The 15,686-nt window shown below is 71.3% G+C and carries 19 protein-coding genes; 5 read left to right on the forward strand and 14 right to left on the reverse strand.

Translation table 11 applies throughout. The features are described from left to right. Nucleotides 1–19 precede the first annotated feature (19 nt). Nucleotides 20–700 carry an HAD-IA family hydrolase gene (locus AB0310_RS14005; protein ID WP_363446628.1) on the forward strand — a complete coding sequence of 227 codons (681 nt, stop codon included), beginning with the start codon at nucleotides 20–22 and terminating at the stop codon, nucleotides 698–700. On the opposite strand, the gene gabT is transcribed toward AB0310_RS14005, so the two are convergent. After that, nucleotides 684–2,027, reverse strand: coding sequence for a 4-aminobutyrate--2-oxoglutarate transaminase (gene gabT, locus AB0310_RS14010; RefSeq protein ID WP_366237489.1), 1,344 nt, complete (start codon nucleotides 2,025–2,027; stop codon nucleotides 684–686). The genes AB0310_RS14005 and gabT overlap by 17 nt on opposite strands. A 73-nt stretch (nucleotides 2,028–2,100) precedes the next feature. Between gabT and AB0310_RS14015 the strand changes: the two genes are divergently transcribed. Then, a complete protein-coding gene (locus tag AB0310_RS14015) occupies nucleotides 2,101–2,880 on the forward strand; it encodes a YggS family pyridoxal phosphate-dependent enzyme (RefSeq protein ID WP_280565015.1) in 780 nt (259 codons plus the stop codon). A 7-nt stretch (nucleotides 2,881–2,887) separates the two neighbouring features. Here AB0310_RS14015 and AB0310_RS14020 read toward each other — a convergent pair whose 3' ends face one another. From AB0310_RS14020 to AB0310_RS14045, 6 genes are all read right to left on the reverse strand, one after another. Beyond that, nucleotides 2,888–3,094 carry a CDGSH iron-sulfur domain-containing protein gene (locus AB0310_RS14020; protein WP_280565013.1) on the reverse strand — a complete coding sequence of 69 codons (207 nt, stop codon included), beginning with the start codon at nucleotides 3,092–3,094 and terminating at the stop codon, nucleotides 2,888–2,890. Beyond that, complete coding sequence (locus AB0310_RS14025) at nucleotides 3,091–4,137, reverse strand: iron-containing redox enzyme family protein (protein WP_268776619.1); 1,047 nt, start codon at nucleotides 4,135–4,137, stop codon at nucleotides 3,091–3,093. The genes AB0310_RS14020 and AB0310_RS14025 overlap by 4 nt, the downstream gene beginning before the upstream one ends. 108 nt (nucleotides 4,138–4,245) lie before the next feature. Further along, nucleotides 4,246–5,115 carry an endo alpha-1,4 polygalactosaminidase gene (locus AB0310_RS14030; protein ID WP_396654775.1) on the reverse strand — a complete coding sequence of 290 codons (870 nt, stop codon included), beginning with the start codon at nucleotides 5,113–5,115 and terminating at the stop codon, nucleotides 4,246–4,248. Then, nucleotides 5,112–6,518 (reverse strand): MFS transporter, encoded by a 1,407-nt coding sequence (locus AB0310_RS14035; RefSeq protein WP_280565008.1) that lies wholly within the window; start codon nucleotides 6,516–6,518, stop codon nucleotides 5,112–5,114. Before AB0310_RS14035 ends, AB0310_RS14030 begins: the two co-directional genes overlap by 4 nt. Nucleotides 6,519–6,557: 39 nt before the next feature. Further along, nucleotides 6,558–7,634: a carboxylate-amine ligase gene (locus tag AB0310_RS14040; protein ID WP_187662352.1), complete on the reverse strand. Its 1,077-nt coding sequence runs from the start codon at nucleotides 7,632–7,634 to the stop codon at nucleotides 6,558–6,560. Nucleotides 7,635–7,639: 5 nt separating this feature from the next. Then, nucleotides 7,640–7,906, reverse strand: a complete 267-nt coding sequence (locus AB0310_RS14045) for a DUF7218 family protein (RefSeq protein ID WP_187662351.1) — start codon at nucleotides 7,904–7,906, stop codon at nucleotides 7,640–7,642. 121 nt (nucleotides 7,907–8,027) lie between these two features. On the opposite strand from AB0310_RS14045, the gene AB0310_RS14050 reads away from it, so the two are divergent. Beyond that, a complete protein-coding gene (locus tag AB0310_RS14050; RefSeq protein WP_164498167.1) occupies nucleotides 8,028–8,192 on the forward strand; it encodes a hypothetical protein in 165 nt (54 codons plus the stop codon). Nucleotides 8,193–8,261: 69 nt separating this feature from the next. On the opposite strand, the gene AB0310_RS14055 is transcribed toward AB0310_RS14050, so the two are convergent. Further along, complete coding sequence (locus AB0310_RS14055; protein ID WP_101848342.1) at nucleotides 8,262–8,468, reverse strand: CsbD family protein; 207 nt, start codon at nucleotides 8,466–8,468, stop codon at nucleotides 8,262–8,264. Between the two features lie 191 nt (nucleotides 8,469–8,659). Here AB0310_RS14055 and AB0310_RS14060 point away from each other — a divergent pair, with 191 nt between their 5' ends. Continuing rightward, nucleotides 8,660–9,061: a four-helix bundle copper-binding protein gene (locus tag AB0310_RS14060; RefSeq protein WP_025102514.1), complete on the forward strand. Its 402-nt coding sequence runs from the start codon at nucleotides 8,660–8,662 to the stop codon at nucleotides 9,059–9,061. 21 nt (nucleotides 9,062–9,082) lie between these two features. On the opposite strand, the gene AB0310_RS14065 is transcribed toward AB0310_RS14060, so the two are convergent. Continuing rightward, complete coding sequence (locus AB0310_RS14065; RefSeq protein WP_268776623.1) at nucleotides 9,083–9,430, reverse strand: hypothetical protein; 348 nt, start codon at nucleotides 9,428–9,430, stop codon at nucleotides 9,083–9,085. Nucleotides 9,431–9,721: 291 nt separating this feature from the next. Between AB0310_RS14065 and AB0310_RS14070 the strand changes: the two genes are divergently transcribed. Continuing rightward, nucleotides 9,722–10,216, forward strand: coding sequence for an FBP domain-containing protein (locus AB0310_RS14070; protein ID WP_366237490.1), 495 nt, complete (start codon nucleotides 9,722–9,724; stop codon nucleotides 10,214–10,216). On the opposite strand, the gene AB0310_RS14075 is transcribed toward AB0310_RS14070, so the two are convergent. The 5 genes from AB0310_RS14075 to AB0310_RS14095 form a co-directional block, all read right to left on the reverse strand. Beyond that, nucleotides 10,213–11,034, reverse strand: coding sequence for a PaaX family transcriptional regulator (locus AB0310_RS14075; protein ID WP_366237491.1), 822 nt, complete (start codon nucleotides 11,032–11,034; stop codon nucleotides 10,213–10,215). The two genes, AB0310_RS14070 and AB0310_RS14075, sit on opposite strands and share 4 nt — an antisense overlap. Continuing rightward, nucleotides 11,024–12,379 carry a kynureninase gene (locus AB0310_RS14080; protein WP_366237492.1) on the reverse strand — a complete coding sequence of 452 codons (1,356 nt, stop codon included), beginning with the start codon at nucleotides 12,377–12,379 and terminating at the stop codon, nucleotides 11,024–11,026. The genes AB0310_RS14075 and AB0310_RS14080 overlap by 11 nt, the downstream gene beginning before the upstream one ends. A gap of 1 nt (nucleotide 12,380) precedes the next feature. After that, nucleotides 12,381–13,400, reverse strand: coding sequence for a hydrolase (locus AB0310_RS14085; protein WP_366237493.1), 1,020 nt, complete (start codon nucleotides 13,398–13,400; stop codon nucleotides 12,381–12,383). Then, nucleotides 13,400–14,251, reverse strand: coding sequence for a tryptophan 2,3-dioxygenase (locus tag AB0310_RS14090; protein ID WP_187662345.1), 852 nt, complete (start codon nucleotides 14,249–14,251; stop codon nucleotides 13,400–13,402). The genes AB0310_RS14085 and AB0310_RS14090 overlap by 1 nt, the downstream gene beginning before the upstream one ends. Nucleotides 14,252–14,564: 313 nt before the next feature. Further along, nucleotides 14,565–15,617 (reverse strand): alpha/beta hydrolase, encoded by a 1,053-nt coding sequence (locus AB0310_RS14095; protein WP_280564992.1) that lies wholly within the window; start codon nucleotides 15,615–15,617, stop codon nucleotides 14,565–14,567. Between the last annotated feature and the right edge of the window lie 69 nt (nucleotides 15,618–15,686).

Consider the following 15,686-nt stretch of genomic DNA (forward strand, 5'->3'; position numbering starts at 1 on the left):
CCTCGGATAGATTTGACCTATGCCAAAACTAGCACACGAGGTTCGAGGTGCCGAGGTGATCGTGCGCGCCGCGGGGGTCCTGTTCGACTGCGACGGCGTGCTGGTGGATTCCGTCCCCTCGGCGGCGATCGCGTGGGACGCCTGGGCGCTCCGGCACGCCCCGGGATTCGACTTCCTGCGGGACGCGCCTCATGGCATGCGGCCGAGTGAGGTGGTCGCGGCGATCGTGGGGCCGGAACGGGCGGCCGAGGCGACGGCCGACCTCCTCGCTCGGGAGCTCGCCGTCGCCCCGGCGACGACCGGGATCCCCGGCGCCGCTGCCCTGCTCGCGGCGCTGCCCCCCGAGGTGTGGGCGGTCGCGACGAGCAGCAACCGAGCTGTCGCGGCCGCCCGGATGGGTGGAGCGGGCATCCCGGCGCCCGCGGTGCTCGTCGCCTCCGAAGACGTGGACAGAGGCAAGCCGGCGCCCGACCCGTACCTCCGCGCCGCACGGCTCCTCGGGCGGGACCCGGGGGAGTGCGTGGTCTTCGAGGACTCGGCGCCGGGGGTCAGCGCGGCGCGAGCGGCCGGTGCCGGCCTCGTGGTCGGGGTGGGCGCAGGCTCCGGGGCGGCCGACCCCGACCTGGTCGTGCACGACCTCGCCCGCGTGCGGTGGAGCGGGGAGGCGCTGTGCCTCCGCGTGCTCAGCGGAGCGCGCTGAGGGCCTCGTCGATCACGTCCACGGCGACGTCGAGCTGCTCGTCGGTCGTGGTCAGAGTGGGGAGGAAGCGGATCACGTTGCCGTCGCTGCCGGCAGTGAGGAGCAGGATGCCGCGCTGGGCGGCGAACTCCGCGATCATGGAGGCGGCCCCGGCCAGCGGTCGCGTCGTCCCGGGGGTGCTCAGCTCGAAGGCCTGCATGGCGCCGACCCCGCGCACGTCGCCGATGACCGCATGGCGAGTGCGCAGACCCTCGAGTCGGGCGGACAGGTGGGCGCCGATCCGATGGGCGTCGGCGAAGAAGGTCCCGTGCTCGAGCTCGTCGAACACTGCGAGGGCGGCGGCGATCGAGACCGGGTTGCCGCCGAATGTGCCGCCGAGGCCGCCAGGGTCGGGCGCGTCCATGATCTCGGCGCGGCCGGTCACCCCGGCCAGGGGCAGCCCGCCGGCGATGCCCTTCGCCGTGAGCACGAGGTCCGGCACGAGGTCGAAGTGCGTGCTCGCGAACCACGTCCCGGTGCGCCCGAGGCCCGTCTGGATCTCATCGGCGATGAACACCACGCCGTTCTCCGTGCACCACTCCTGCAGGGCGGGGAGGTAGCCCTCGGCCGGGACGACGAAGCCGCCCTCGCCCTGGATGGGCTCGGCGATGACGGCCGCGAGGTCGTGGACGCCGATCCGCTGTTCGAGATGGGCGATCGTGCGCGCGGCGGCTTCCTCGCCGTCGAGGCCGTCGCGGTAGGGGTACGAGTTGGGGACGCGGTGGACATCGGGCGCGAACGGACCGAACCCGGTGCCGTACGGCGCCGCCTTGTGGTTCATCGCGAGTGCGAGGTTGGTGCGCCCGTGGAACGCGTGATCCAGGGCGGCGACGGCGCGCCGTCCCGTGTGCCTCCGGGCGATCTTGACCGCGTTCTCGACGGCTTCGGCGCCGGAGTTCGCGAAGGCCGTGCGGGTCTCGTGGGTGCCGGGGACCTTTTCCGCGAGCAGTTCGGCGAGGCGCACGTAGCCCTCGTAGGGGGTGACGGTGAAGAGCGTGTGCGTGACCCGGTCGAGCTGCTCCGCCGCGGCGGTGACGGCTGCGAGGTTGGTGTGGCCGATGGTCGTCACGCCGATCCCGCTGCCGAGGTCGAGGAAGCGGTTGCCGTCGACGTCGGTGACCCAGGGGCCGTCGGCGTGCTCGATGTAGACGGGGAGCACGCTGCCGACGCCGCGCGGGACGACCCGTTGCCGGCGCTCGTGCAGCGCCCGGCTCTGCGGCCCTGGCACCTCGGTGCGCAGGCGCGGGGTCGACAGGGCGGTGTCCGAGAACAGGCCGGGTGCGGACATGGGCGGGCTCCTTCGTGAAGGGGGTGTCGGCGGGTACGCGACGTGGTGTCGAAGCTATGTTAGATTTTGACCTATGTCAAAGATCGAGCGTGTGGGGGAGAGCGCCGAGCGCTACCCGACGGCCTTCACCGCCGCGGACTTCCGCGCCAACGTCGTCGACGTCCGCGCCCGCATCGACGCCGCCGCGGAGCGCGCAGGACGCGACCCCGGTGAGGTGCACCTGCTCCCGGTGAGCAAGACGGTGCCGACCGATCGGGTGCGGGTGGCCATCGACGCCGGGCTGCGCCGACTCGGCGAGAACAAGGTGCAGGAAGCCGTGCGCAAGCACCGGGAGACGGCCGACCTCGATGTGGACTGGGTGGTCATCGGCCACCTGCAGACGAACAAGGCCAGGGATGTCGCCTCCTTCGCCGCCGAGTTCCAGGCGCTCGACCGGCTGCGGGTCGCCGAGGCTCTCGACCGGCGCCTGCAGGCCGCGGGGCGCAGCCTCGACGTGTACGTGCAGGTGAACACCTCGGCCGAGGACTCGAAGTTCGGGATGCCGCCGGAGGAGCTTCTCGACTTCCTGAAGGCGTTGCCCTCGTACGGTGCTCTCCGTGTGCGCGGCCTGATGACGCTGGCGCTGCTCACACCGGACGATGCCCGGGTGCGGGAATGCTTCGCGCTGCTGCGGACCCTCCGTGACAGAGCGCGTGAGGAGAACCCCGAACTCATCGGCGACGGCGCCCTGTCGATGGGTATGTCCGGGGATTACGAGATCGCCGTCGAGGAGGGCGCGACGTGCGTGCGGGTCGGGCAGGCGATCTTCGGTGCGCGCGCCGTCCCGGACAGTCACTACTGGCCGGAGGGCTGACGCCCGCTCAGTCCTCGGTGCGGAAACCGGCCGCCTTGTGTGTGCCGTCGCAGAACGGCTTCAGCGCGGAGAGCCCGCAGCGGCACAGGGCCACCGTGCGTCGACGCGGGTCGATCACCGCGCCGTCGCTCGCGTGCAACTCGATCTCTCCGCGCACCAGGAGGGGGCCGTCCGGGTACGCCGTGACGGTGACCGGCTCGTCCCGGGCGGTCATGCCGTCGTCCTCTCCCGCAGCGCCGAGCGGCCCTCGGTCCACGCGTCGAGGGTGTGCGCACCCGCCCAGCCGTCGACCGTGAGGCACGCGGCCGCGCCGAACAGGATGTCTGCGAGCAGCTCCGGACGGTCCTCGGCGAGGCTGCCCGCGAGGTCACGGGCGGCGATCTGCTCGTGCACCGCGTCGGCCTCCACGTGCTCCTCGAAGTATGCGGCGACATCGTCGGCGAACCCCAGCCGGTGCAGGCCGTCGGCGTAGAAGCGGCACGGGATCGACGAGGTCATCTCGTAGGCGGCGAGGTGACCCACGATTGCGCCCACGAGGCGGCGGTTGAGGCCGAACAGGCTCATCATGTTGTGCGAGGCGAGCGTGATCGCGGGGGCGTCGTCGACGTAGGCGCCGTATGTGTCGTCGAGTCCGGCGGCGCGAAGGGCGCGGGCGTAGAGCTCCGCGTGCACCCGCTGCGGTCGGCCGCCGCCGTACTCGTCCGACTGGATCTCCACCAGCGCCGCCTTGGGGCGGCCGGTCAGCCGTGGGATCGCCCAGGAGTGCGGATCGGCCTCCCGCAGCGTGTACACGGAACGGAGGATCAGCGACTCCTCGGCCTGCTCGCGGGTGGCCTTCCTGGCGATGTGCCGCGACAGGCTGGGGCCCGTGTCCGCAGCGGCGAGGGCGAACAGGGCGCGCCCCACGGCGTCGACTGTCGGCTCCGGAAGCTCGGGCACGGGCACGGTCTCGCGCAGTGCGGCCTCGAAGGCGTCCTCGAGGATCCGGCGCGCGGTGACCACCCCGGCCTCCCACTCCAGCGCCGCATCGAGCTGCGGCAGCGAGCCGTACGAGGACGCATAGAGGACGAAGAGGGCGAGCTGGATGTCGTCGTCCCGGACCACATCGCTGCTCTCAGCGACGGCTGTGGTGGCGAGGTCGGGCAGGGCGGCGGCGTCCTCGCCGCGACCGGTGAGGACGTCGAGGACGGCGCCCGACAGAGGACCGCGCGGCGAGAAGGCGACGGCGGTATCGGGGTCGAGGGTGGAAACGGTCATGAGGAGGGGCTCCCATCGAGTCGATCACCGATATCCTCGTCCGCGCGAACGGGGGCCACCAGGGACTTGACGCCGAGGCGCTCGGCAGGCAAGCGCCTCCGTCGATCGTCAGGGGCACCCGGCGAAGACGTACTCCTCGTCGTCCGGCGTGACGAGGTCGCGATCGCGGAGCACCAGGGATGCCGGGGCGTCCGGGTCGGCGCACAGCTCCGCGAACGACCGCGGGAGCTGGTCGGTGTACTCGATGTCGATCACGTGCGGCCCGTAGACCGCGGTGTATGCGCCGCACTCGGCGTACGCGGCGCACTCCTCCGTCACGGCGAAGTCGAAGCCCGCGCGCTCCTTCAGGGCCTCCGCATGCTCGGCCGCGTTCTTCTGTCCGGCGGCGAGCCCGACGCCGTGCGCCGCGTCGACGAGGAGCTCTGCGAGCGCGAGGTTGTGGTCCAGAGTCAGGAGGCCGAGCGAGCGTGAGAAGGAGTCGAGGTTGTCGAACTCGACCGCCTGGAAGCCGGAGTCCGCGCAGCCCTCGATCCAGGGGATCACGATCTCCGCGATGCGGGACCGCTGCGCTGCGCTGCCGGTATCCAGAAGGGCCTCGTCGGGCCACTCCGGGTCGAAGACCACATCGTCACCGTCATGCAGGAGAAGGTCGTCGGGCCACTCGGCGAGCTCGCCCGGCTGGGTCTGGAATCCGTTGACGTAGCAGACGGAGTAGAGTCCCGCGACCGGCTCCGCGCTGCGGTCTCGCCCGACGATGCCCACGCCCTCGGCCGGATCGTACGCGCCGCCGAGCTGGTAGTCCGGAAGGGCTCCGGCCGGAGGAAGCACGACGCCGGCCGATGACCCCGTTCCCTCCGCAGGGAGGGCGGTCGGGGCGGCGCAGCCGGCGAGAGCGAGGATCCCCATCGCGACGCACGCCGCCAGCGCCAGGGACACGCGTGCCGTTCTTCGACCGCGTCGAGAGCGCGGCGCGGTCATCGCGGCTGAGGCGTCGGCTGCGCGGGGGCGTCGACCGGCGGCGCCGCCGCCTCCGAGGGGTTCCGGCGGATCCCGATCCAGGACACGACGCCGCCGAGCACGAGGAGCGCCGCGGTGACCCAGGCGGCGTTGTGGAACCCGTCGAGGTCGAGGGAGCCGCCGACGATGGTCGACAGCATCGCGACGACCAGCAGCCCCGCGACGCGGGAGACGGCGTTGTTCACGGCGGAGGCGATGCCGGAGTGGTTCTCGTCGATGGCCCCGAGGATCGCGGCCGTCAGTGGGGCGACGGTGAGCGACAGGCCCAGCCCCATCACGATCATGGCCGGGAGCACCTGCGCCCAGTAGTCGAAGGCGGTGTTCACGGTCAGCAGCATCAGCGCTCCGACGGCCATGATCAGCGGCCCGACGGTCATGAAGATGCGCGGGCCCCAGCGCCCCGCCCACCCGCCGGCGCGGGAGCTCAGCAGGATCATCAGGATCGTCATCGGCAGGCTCGCGAGTCCCGCCGCCGTCGCGCTGAGTCCCGCCCCCTGCTGGAGGTAGACGCCGACGACGAAGCCGTTGAGCGAGAGCGCGGCGTAGACGAAGAGCGTGGCGAGGTTGCCCCACCCGAAGTCGCGCACCCGGAACAGCCAGAGCGGCATGAGCGGCGTGGCCGAGCGGCCCTGCCGCCACAGGAAGACGGCGAAGAGCGCGGCCCCGACCACGGCGGGGATCCAGATCGCGGGGGAGGCCCACCCGAGGTTCGGCTGCTCGATGAGGGAGAACACGATGGCGCCCAGGCCCAGCGCGCACAGTGCTCCGCTCCACCAGTCCACCCGGACGCTCCGAGGGTGCTCCGGCAGGTGCAGGCGGGCGAGCAGCAGCAGCGTCACTCCGATGGGGAGGACGTTGATGAGGAACACGAAGCGCCAGGAGAGGAAGTCGACGAAGAGCCCGCCGAGGAGGGGGCCGACCAGTTGGGCCGCCGTGGTGAAGGCGGTCCAGACGCCGATGGCCCTCGCCTGCAGATCGCCGCGCATGGTCGCGGTGATGAGGGCGAGGGAGCTCGGGACGAGGAGGGCGCCGGCCGCTCCCTGCGCTCCGCGGGCCACGATGAGCATGAGCGGATCGATCGCTGCGGCGACCGCGACCGACGCGATGCCGAAGGCGATGAGCCCGATCCGCATCACCAGGACCCGGCCGTAGGCGTCGGACAGGGACCCGGCGAGCAGGATCAGCGCGCTGAGGGTGATGAGGTACGCGTCGACCACCCACTGCTGCGTGGTGATCCCGCCGCCCAGCTCTTCACTGATGGCGGGAAGCGCGACGTTCACCACCGTTCCGTCGAGGAACGTGACGAACGAGGCCAGCACGGCGATCGCGATGACGAGCCGCTGGAGCGGGGCGAAGGATGACACAGGCCGACCCTACTCCCGGGGTCGGACGCGAGGGGCCGGTCAGTCAGCCGATGTCCCGGTACCTTCCGCCAGCAGCCGTCGGAGTGCGGGGAGGCCGTCCCGTCCGTGCGCCGCGCGCTGCCGCGCCGCGCCGGTGCCGTCCGCCCGCATCCGGGCGAGTCCCGCTCGCACGGTGTCCGCATCGCCCTGCTCGTCCAGCACCGGGCCGATGTCGTCGAGCAGGTGCTCGGCCACGGTCCAGGCCGGGGCGACCTCGCCCGTGAGCGGATCCAGGATGCGGGCCGTCATCCCCGCTCTCGACGCCATCCAGATCGACGCGTCGATCGTCTCCGTCTCGTCGGCGACGATCCGCTGCGCGGACGACAGGGCGATCCCGCGGGTCAACAGCGCGGAGAGAACGGCGTCCTCCGCGGTGAGCTGCGTGTCCGCGACGCGCGCCTCGACCGTCGGGTAGCGCTCGGACAGGCGCACCGCCCAGGAGAGGGAGGTCGCCTCCCCGATGGTCCCGAGATCGAGGAGCTGGTCCACGCGCGTGCGGTAGTCGTCGACATCGGCGAACCGGGGCGGGCACCACGACGACGGGAGCCGGCGGATGAGCATGCTCCGCCAGCTCGCGAAGCCGGTGTCGATGCCGTTGCCGAACGGACTGTTCGTGCTGAGGGCGAGCAGCAGGGGCAGCCACGCGCGGAGTCGATTCAGCGCACGGACCCGCTCCTCCTCGTCCGGGACCTCGACGTGCACGTGCAGCCCGTTCACCTCGTGTTCGCGGGTGAGGTGCGCCAGGCGCCGGGCGACGTCGTCGTAGTGCGCCGACGGCGAGAGCCGGGGAGAGCGGAGAGTGGTGAACGGCGAGCCGGTCGGCGCCGCGATCGCGCGCCGCGCGCGGGCCTCCGCGCCGATGGCAGCCCGCAGCGTCGTCAGTTGCTGCAGGGCCTCGGCTCCGGTCCGCACCGGATCGGTGAGGGCCTCGAGCTGTGAGGCCAGGTACTCGGTGGTCACGCGTCCGGCGGCGACCTCGCCGCCGATGCGCTCCAGGATGTCACCGCTGAGGGCGACGGGGACGAGCGAATCCTCATCGAGCAGGAGGAACTCCTCCTCGATCCCGAAGCGCGTCATCCGGGTCAGTGGTTTCGCAGTTCGGAGATGAGCTCGGCCTTGCGCTTGCCGCTGTAGCCCGTGAGGCCCAGTTCCTTCGCGCGCTTCCGCAGCTCGGGGACGGTCCAGTCCTCGTAGTCCCCGTGCTCCCCGCCGCGCCGACCGACCGAGCTGCGGCCGTCGCGTGCGGCGGCGTTCGAGATACGGGCGGCCTTCTCCTTCGAGGCGCCGTCGTCGCGGAGTTCCTCGTACAGTTCCGGATCCTTCAGGGAATTGTTGCGTCGTCCTGGCATTGCTCTGCTCCTTCGCGCATCGGGAGGGTCGAAGTCAACCCCCTCCAGGGAGGGTGTGGTTCGGGTCTAGCGTGGTGTCACCGCAGTCGGGCGCCCGCGCCCCCAGAGAAGGGAAAGACCGATGAACATCCTCCTGATCATCGTCATCGTCATCGCCGTGATCCTCGCGATCACCGGAGGACTGGTGCAGTCGCTCCAGTTCCTGCTGTGGGTCGGTCTGGTGCTCCTGGCCATCGCCGTGATCGCCTGGCTGATCCGAGCGATCACCGGCAGCCGCAAGGTCTGACCCGAGTGCGGAGGGGGAGGCTCGCCATCGGCGAGCCTCCCCCTCTTCATGGGTTCAGCGGGTGGGGGATCAGCGGTTGAACGCGTCCTTGACGCTGTCGCCGGCCTTGCCCGCGGCGTCCTTGACGTTCTCGCCGGCCTGCTTCGCGTCGGCCTTCACCTGATCCGCCTGGCCTTCGGCCTCGAGCTTCTCGTTGTCGGTCAGCTTGCCGAAGCCTTCCTTGGCCTTGCCACCCAGCTTCTCGGCGGAGTTCTTCATGTCATCTGCGCCACTCATAAGAGGCTCCTCTCCTTGACGGATCGATTGCTCTTCGAGCCTCCCACCGGCCCTCCGCACCGTCCACGGGATTGACATTCGCGCAGCGGCGTGTCAGCGTCCCGCGACCATCGACTCCCGTCCGCGCAGGGGTTAGCCTGGCGCCAGGCGGGTGTCCTGCCCGTCGTCCTCGACGAAGGGAGCGGTGTGCGATGGACGCGATGATGATGGGTGCCATGTCCAAGAACATGGAGTCGATGCCGGACATGGCGATGATGGACATGTCGGTGCTGCAGGCCTGCATGGATGCCTGCGCCGCCTGCGAGCAGGCCTGCACCGTGTGCGCGACCCAGGAGATGGACTGCGCTCCGGCCTGCATGAACTGCGCGGACATGTGTCACACGATGATGCGGTCGATGCTCCGCATGCAGGGGATGACGCCGGCCACGATGATGGCGATGCTGGACGCCTGCATCGCGATGTGCCAGATGTGCATGGACGAGTGCATGCAGCACGCCGATCACAGCGACGTCTGCCGGCTCTGCGCTCAGGCGTGTCAGGCCTGCATGAACGCCTGCATGGCGGTCCGCGACATGATGATGGCGAGCGCCTGACCCGAGGGGATCAGGGCATCGTCACACGACGGCGACGTTGAAGCGGGTGCGCCCGACGGCGAGGACGGCGTAGTCGAGGTGGAGGGCGACCGGGCTGCCGATCGCGGCCTCCAGCGCGGCGCCGGAGCCGTTCCACAGCGTGTGCGTGGTGCCGTCGAGCGTGCGGACGACGAGGTCTCCGGCGACCGGATCCGCCGCGATCACGAACGCGTCCGCCCACCCTGCCGGAGTCGCCGCCGCGAGGCGCTCCTGGATCAGGTGCAGGGCGTGGCCGGGTGCCGACGACGAGCAGCGGCCGCCGTTCCCGCACATGCACGTCGCACGCTCACGCACCTCGAGGGGCGGACGGCGGTGCAGCGGCGTGGACACGGGGACTCCTTCGGATCGGCGTCCCGCCAGAGTACGTCGACCGGGTCGGGATCCCGCAGCGGCCCCGACACGCGACGAAACAAACGGGTGTAGGCTCGCCGGGTGCTGTCGTCGATGAGCGCCCTCGGGGCGCGGAGCGGAGCTGCAGGCGCGTTCAGCGCCGCAGGCAGAGGCTGAGGACCGGCCGGAGGCGGAATCCCGTCCCCGGTGCTGCGTCGTACCCCGGCACCGTCCGGGTGATCCTCCGATCCGTCTCGCCGTTCCGGCGATCACACCGAAAGCTCTTCCCCCATGCGTCCCATCGACGAGCGCGCTCTGCGCGCCTCCTTCCGCAACGCCTCCCGCAAGGAGATCTCCGACATCACCCTGCCGCCCGGCTTCGCCGAGACGGACTTCGACCGGCTCGACTACCTCGGCTGGGTCGACCCGAAGCTGCCTCGTCGCTCCTACGTCGTCACGTGGATCGACGACGAGCCGGTCGGCGTCGTGCTGCAGCGCGCCGAGCAGCGCGTGCTCGCCCGCGCGCAGTGCTCCTGGTGCGAGGACGTGACGCTCCGCAACGACGTGCAGCTGTACGTCGCCCGCCGCGCCGGGGCCGCCGGTCGCAAGGGCGACACCGTCGGCGTGCTGGCGTGTGCGGAGTTCGGGTGCAATGTCGCGGTGCGCAGGCTCCCGCCGCTGGCCTATCCGGGGTACGACCGCGAGCTCGCGCGCGAGATGCGGATCGTGCGGCTGCAGGAGCACGTGACCGGGTTCGTCCGCGAGGTCGCCGGTCTGACCCTCTAGGCCGTCACGGCGCGCACGTGGGCGAGGGCGGGTGCCTCCCACGCCGCCGACAGCCGGGCGAACGCCTCGAAGCTGCGTCCGCCCGGCCAGTCGGCCGGCAGCATCGCCGGGGGCAGCCCGGGATCCGTGTAGGGCAGCACCCGCCACCGGTCGATGAGGTGCACGTAGGCCGGGAACGGCGCGTCGGGCAGGGCCGCGAGCGATGTCTGGAAGGCCTCGTGCTCGGCGCGCAGCCCGTCCAGGTCCCACCACGCCGCGGCGGCCTCGGCCAGGGTCCCTGCCGGGGCCGGGGCCGATGCGTCGAACAGGGTCGCCCAGCGCCGGGCATCCAGCTCGTCGAGGATCTGCTCCGCCTCCTCCCGGAGATGTCCGGGGCAGATCCACAGGGCGGGGGAGACGACGCCGGCGCCGATCCAGTGCAGTCGGCGCCGCAGCTGATGGCGCACGCTGCGTGCGCTCTCCGGGATCGAGAACGAGACGAGACACCACGGATCGTCGTCGGTCATCTCCCGCATCCGGAAGATCCGGCGGTCGCCCCGCTCCAGCATCGGCACCGCCGCAGGGCTGAGGCGGTAGCCGATCGCGTCGCGGCGCTCGGGGAGGAGCAGACCCTTCTGCTTGAGACGGGCGATGCCCGTCCGGGCGGGAGCCGCCGGGATTCCGAGGTCGCCGGCCAGCGCCACGAGATCGGCAGCGGAGATCCAGCCGCCGAGCGGGCGCAGATACAGGCCGATCAGGGTGCGCAGGAGCGAGGCGGTGCTGCCGGGGCGGGCGTCGATGTCATCGAGCACGACCGGTGCCGCGGGGTCAGGAGACACCGGACTCCAGTGCGTCCCTCACCGCGAGCACCCCGGCGACGGTCTCGGCGTGCGACGTGCTCAGCGGCGACAGGCCGAGCCGGATCCCGTCCGGGAAGCGGAAGTCGGGGATGACGCCGTCGGCCCAGAGCTTCCGGGTGACCTCCCGGAAGTCGGGGTGGCCGATCGTGATGTGTCCGCCGCGTCGCGCCGGGTCGCGAGGGCTGAGCAGGCGGACGTCCAGGGGCGCGAGCAGCTCGTCGTACGCCCGGACCGCGAGCGCGGTGAGCGACTCCGACTTCGCGCGCACGCCGTCGATCCCCGACTGTTCGATGAGGTCGATCATGCCCTGCATCGCGAGCATCGAGGTCACCGGCGGCGTGCCGCTGAGGAGCTGACGGATGCCGTCCGCCGGGACGTACTCGGGGCCCATGGCGAAGATGTCGGCGGCGCTCCACCAGCCCTGGATCGGCTGCCGCAGCACGCCCTGCAGGTCGTGGCGGAGGTAGGCGAACGCGGGCGACCCCGGGCCGCCGTTGAGGTACTTGTACGTGCAGCCGACCGCCATGTCGACGCCCCAGTCGTCGAGCTGCATCGGCACGACACCCGCCGAGTGGCAGAGGTCCCACATCATCAGTGCCCCGGCCTCGTGGACGACGGCGGTGATGCCCGGCATGTCGGCGAGGGCGCCAGAGCGGTAGTCGACGTGGCTGAGCGAGACGAGCGCCGTCCGCTCCGAGACCACGGCCGCGACGTCGTCGATCGTGACGCCGTGCACCGGATCGGGCGTGATCCAGCGCAGCGTGGCCCCCATCTCCGCTGCGACGCCTTCGGCGAGGAACCGGTCGGTGGGGAAGTTCCCCTCCTCGATCACGAGCTCCGTCCGCCCCGTGGGTCCCTGAGCCGCGCCCGTGGGTCCCTGAGCCTCGCCCGTGGGTCCCTGAGCCGCGCCCGTGGGTCCCTGAGCCGCGCCCGTGGGTCCCTGAGCCGCGCCCGTGGGTCCCTGAGCCTGTCGAAGGGCGCCCCGCATGAGCTTGTAGATGAGGACGCTCGTGGAGTCGGAGACGACCGTCTGTCCCGGACCCGCCCCGAGGGCGACGGCACCGATGCGGTCGCCGAGCTCCATCGGCAGCGCCATCCACTGCTCGTCCCAGGAGCGGATGAGACGGGTGCCCCAGTCCTCGCGCACGAACGCGGCGAGCTTCTCCGGCACGTCGCGCAGCGGGCGGCCGAGCGAGTTGCCGTCGAGGTAGGCCGTGACGCCCGGGGCCTCGACGAAGGCGTCGAGGTGGGCCGCGAGGGGGTCGGACGCGTCCAGGGCGCGGGCGGCATCGAGGAGGGCGGTGTCGGCGGAGCGGTCGGTCATGTCACACCTTCAGGTCGGCGGGGGTGAGGGGGCGGGCGGCCAGAGGATCGGCGGATCCGGGTGGCAGCAGGAGGAGGAGAGAGCGGGGATCGAGCGGGTCGACGGGCGCGAGGGCGAGGAGGAGGGCGTCGTCGTCGAGGCCGGCGGTGCGGAGGGCGGCGACCTCAGCCGGGTTCAGGTCGACGGGGGTCGGGCCGTTGCCCATGTCGGTGCCGTAGCGGACGGTGCCGCCGGCGGCGTGGAAGCGGGCGACATTGTCGATCGCGATGGCCCGCGCGTGGGAGTCGTGGATGGCGAGGGTGCTGATCCAGGAAATGCGGGCGGCCTGCTCCGCGATCTCCTCGTCGTCCAGGCGCTCGGAGAACGGGGAGTGGGCCAGCTGCGTCGCTCCGAGGCGGACGACGCGCTGCGCTTCGCCGGAGCCCTCCGCATGGGCGATCACCGGGAGGCCTCGGGCTGCGGCGAGGTCGGCGATCGTGCGGAAGAGGGCGTCGGAGAAGACCGGGCCGGCGGCGCTGTTGCTCGCGACCTTGACGCACGAGACACCGGCCGCTGCCATCTCCTCGACCGCGGTCGCCGCTGCCGCGGGGTCGGCGATCTCCCGCACCGAACCCGCCGGCGCCCAGGCGCGGTCCGAGGGGTATCCACCGGGAGGTGTGAGGAACGCGCCGGCGAAGTCGACGGTTCGCAAGTCAGGAGAATCCGGCCCAGGCACACCCGGAACCGCCTCGGAAGCGCCTCCGCCGGTCGAAACTCCTGAGTTGTGAACGGCGATCCGCGCCACCGTGGACGGATCGCCGCCGAGGTCGACCACTCGTCCGAGGCGGGACGAGGCCAGGAGCGCGTGGTCGACGAGCTGCAGGTGCACGTGGTGGTCCGTGAAGCCCCCGACGATTCGGCCGGAGAGGACCGGGCCCCCCGGCGCGGATGTCTCCTCACGGAGCCGGGGGCGCCCGTCCTCGCCGAGTCCGACGACGCCGTCCCGCCAGCGCTCGCCGTCGAAGAACGTCGCCGTGAGCATCAGGAACCGATCTCGGTGCGGACGGTGTAGAGCTCGGGGAAGAAGGTCAGGTCGAGGGCGCGCTGCAGGAAGCCGACGCCGCTCGACCCGCCCGTGCCGACCTTCATCCCGATGGTGCGGGACACGGTCTTGAGGTGACGGAAGCGCCAGAACTGGAAGTTGTCCTCGAGATCGACGAGGTCCTCGCAGGCCTCGTAGAGGTCCCAGTGGGTGCGCGGGTCCTGGTAGATCGCACGGATGGCAGGTACGAGGTCCGGGGTCTCGCGGTAGGGCTCCCGCACGTCGCGGTCCAGGATCTCGCGGGGGATCGGGAGGCCGCGGCGAGAGGCGTAGCGGAGGAACTCGTCGTACAGCGTGGGCTTCTCCCACTCGGCCGTGAGGAGCGCGAGGTTCGCCGGGTGGTCGCGGAAGACGCTCAGCATCTTCTCGTTCTTGTTGCCCAGCGCGAACTCGACGGCCCGGTACTGCACCGACTGGAAGCCGGACGAGTTGCCGAGGGCGCCGCGGAACTGGGCGTACTCCGTCGGGGTCAGCGTCGCGAGCACCGACCACTGCTGCGTCATCACGTCCTGGATCCGCTTGACCCTGGCGATGCGCTTGAGGGCTTCGCGCAGGTCGTCCGCCGCGAGCAGCTCCCGCGCCGAGCTGAGCTCATGCAGCAGCTGCTTCAGCCAGAGTTCCGTCGTCTGGTGCTGGATGATGAACAGCATCTCGTCGTGGTGCTGCGGGTCGCTCACCGGATGCTGTGCCGTGAGGAGCTGGTCGAGCGCGAGGTACGAGCCGTAGGTCATACGCCCGGAGAGATCCGTGACGATCCCCGATTCGAGTGCGCGTTCGTTCTCCGTGTGCATCCCGCGAACATATCACTTCCGTGCCGATCGTCACAGACATGTTATGTCGAGATCCCGCCCCGCCTGCACGACCCGGCGCCAGGGGCACGGGTTTCTCCCGGATTCGGTCGTGCACCCGTGCCCGGGTCGTGCACCCGTGCCCGGGTCGTGCACCCGTCCCCGGGTCGTGCACCTGTGCCGGGTCCGTCTCCACCCGTGCCGAGGTCCGCCTGCACGACCGGGGAACGGATGAACAGACGTCCGGCCGAACGAGTCGTGCCGTCGTGTCGGGATCGTGCGACCGTGGCAGCCCCGCCGGACGACAGGGGCCGGGTCAGCGGGTGTGCGCGTCGAGGAAGGCGATGGTGTCCGCCAGGGCCTTTCGAGCCTCGGGAAGATCGAGGTGGAACTGGTACTCGTGCGGGAGGGCGGGCTCGTGCGGCGCGGGCCAGAACACCGGCGTCACATCGACGCCGAGCTCCTGCAGCCGCTTCGCCATTGGGATCGACTGGAGCCAGGTGAGCCCGTCGCCGTTGCCGCCCGAGATGTACGTCGCGGGGAAGTCGGAGGTGACCCAGTCCACGGTCGACATCGTGGCGCCGGTCGAGTCCTCCGCCCAGGTCTTCGTCCCGGAGTACGCCCACATCGCCGACTTGAAGCCCCACCCCGGGACTCCGTCGAGCTCGGCCAGTGCGGCGAGGTCGTAGACGCCGCAGTTCAGCACGGTCGCGACGAGCTGGTCGGCGCGGATCGACGGGCGGATGCCGAGGATCTCGGCGTAGTCCGGATTCGTGATGAGCGTGGCCATCTGGCTGGCGAGCTGAGCGCCCGCGGAGTCCCCCGCCAGCACGATGCGACGCGGGTCGACGCCCAGTTCCGCCGCGTGCGCGTCGATGTAGGCGAGGGCCTCGTCGAGCTGGTGGACGGCGAGCGGGTACACGCCCTCGGGTCCGCGGGTGTAGTTCACGCCGATGGTCGTGTAGCCCTCCGCGGCGAGGATGCGGAGGTAGGGATCGACGTCCTCCTTCGAGCCCGAGATCCAGGCACCTCCGTGGATCCACACGACAGTCGGCAACGCGCTGTCGGCGGAGGCGGGGCGGAAGACGTCCATCGTCGTGTCCGCGCCGGCATCCCCGTAGGCGATGTCCTTCCGTTCGTCGAGAGGCGTGTCCGGGACGTGCTTCGTCATCTCCGCCGCGGTCTCGTCGCCGCCCTTCGTGAACACCGAGCGGATGATCATCGCGGATGGCCACGGCGTGAGCGCCCCGATGATCGCGACGACGGCGGCGACCGCGGCGAGGACGCCCACGGCGATCTTCGTGCGACGCCAGGGCGACCGGCCGGTCTTCGCGGCCACGGTACCGGCGGTGCTGCGGGAGTCTTCCACGGCCTCAGTGTGCCAGTATCCGCCGTCGTGGGATCGAAAGCGTTCCGGAATCCCCGAACGAGGGCGCGC

Origin of the sequence: Microbacterium meiriae, assembly GCF_040702565.1 — a bacterium.
Classification (GTDB): domain Bacteria; phylum Actinomycetota; class Actinomycetes; order Actinomycetales; family Microbacteriaceae; genus Microbacterium; species Microbacterium meiriae.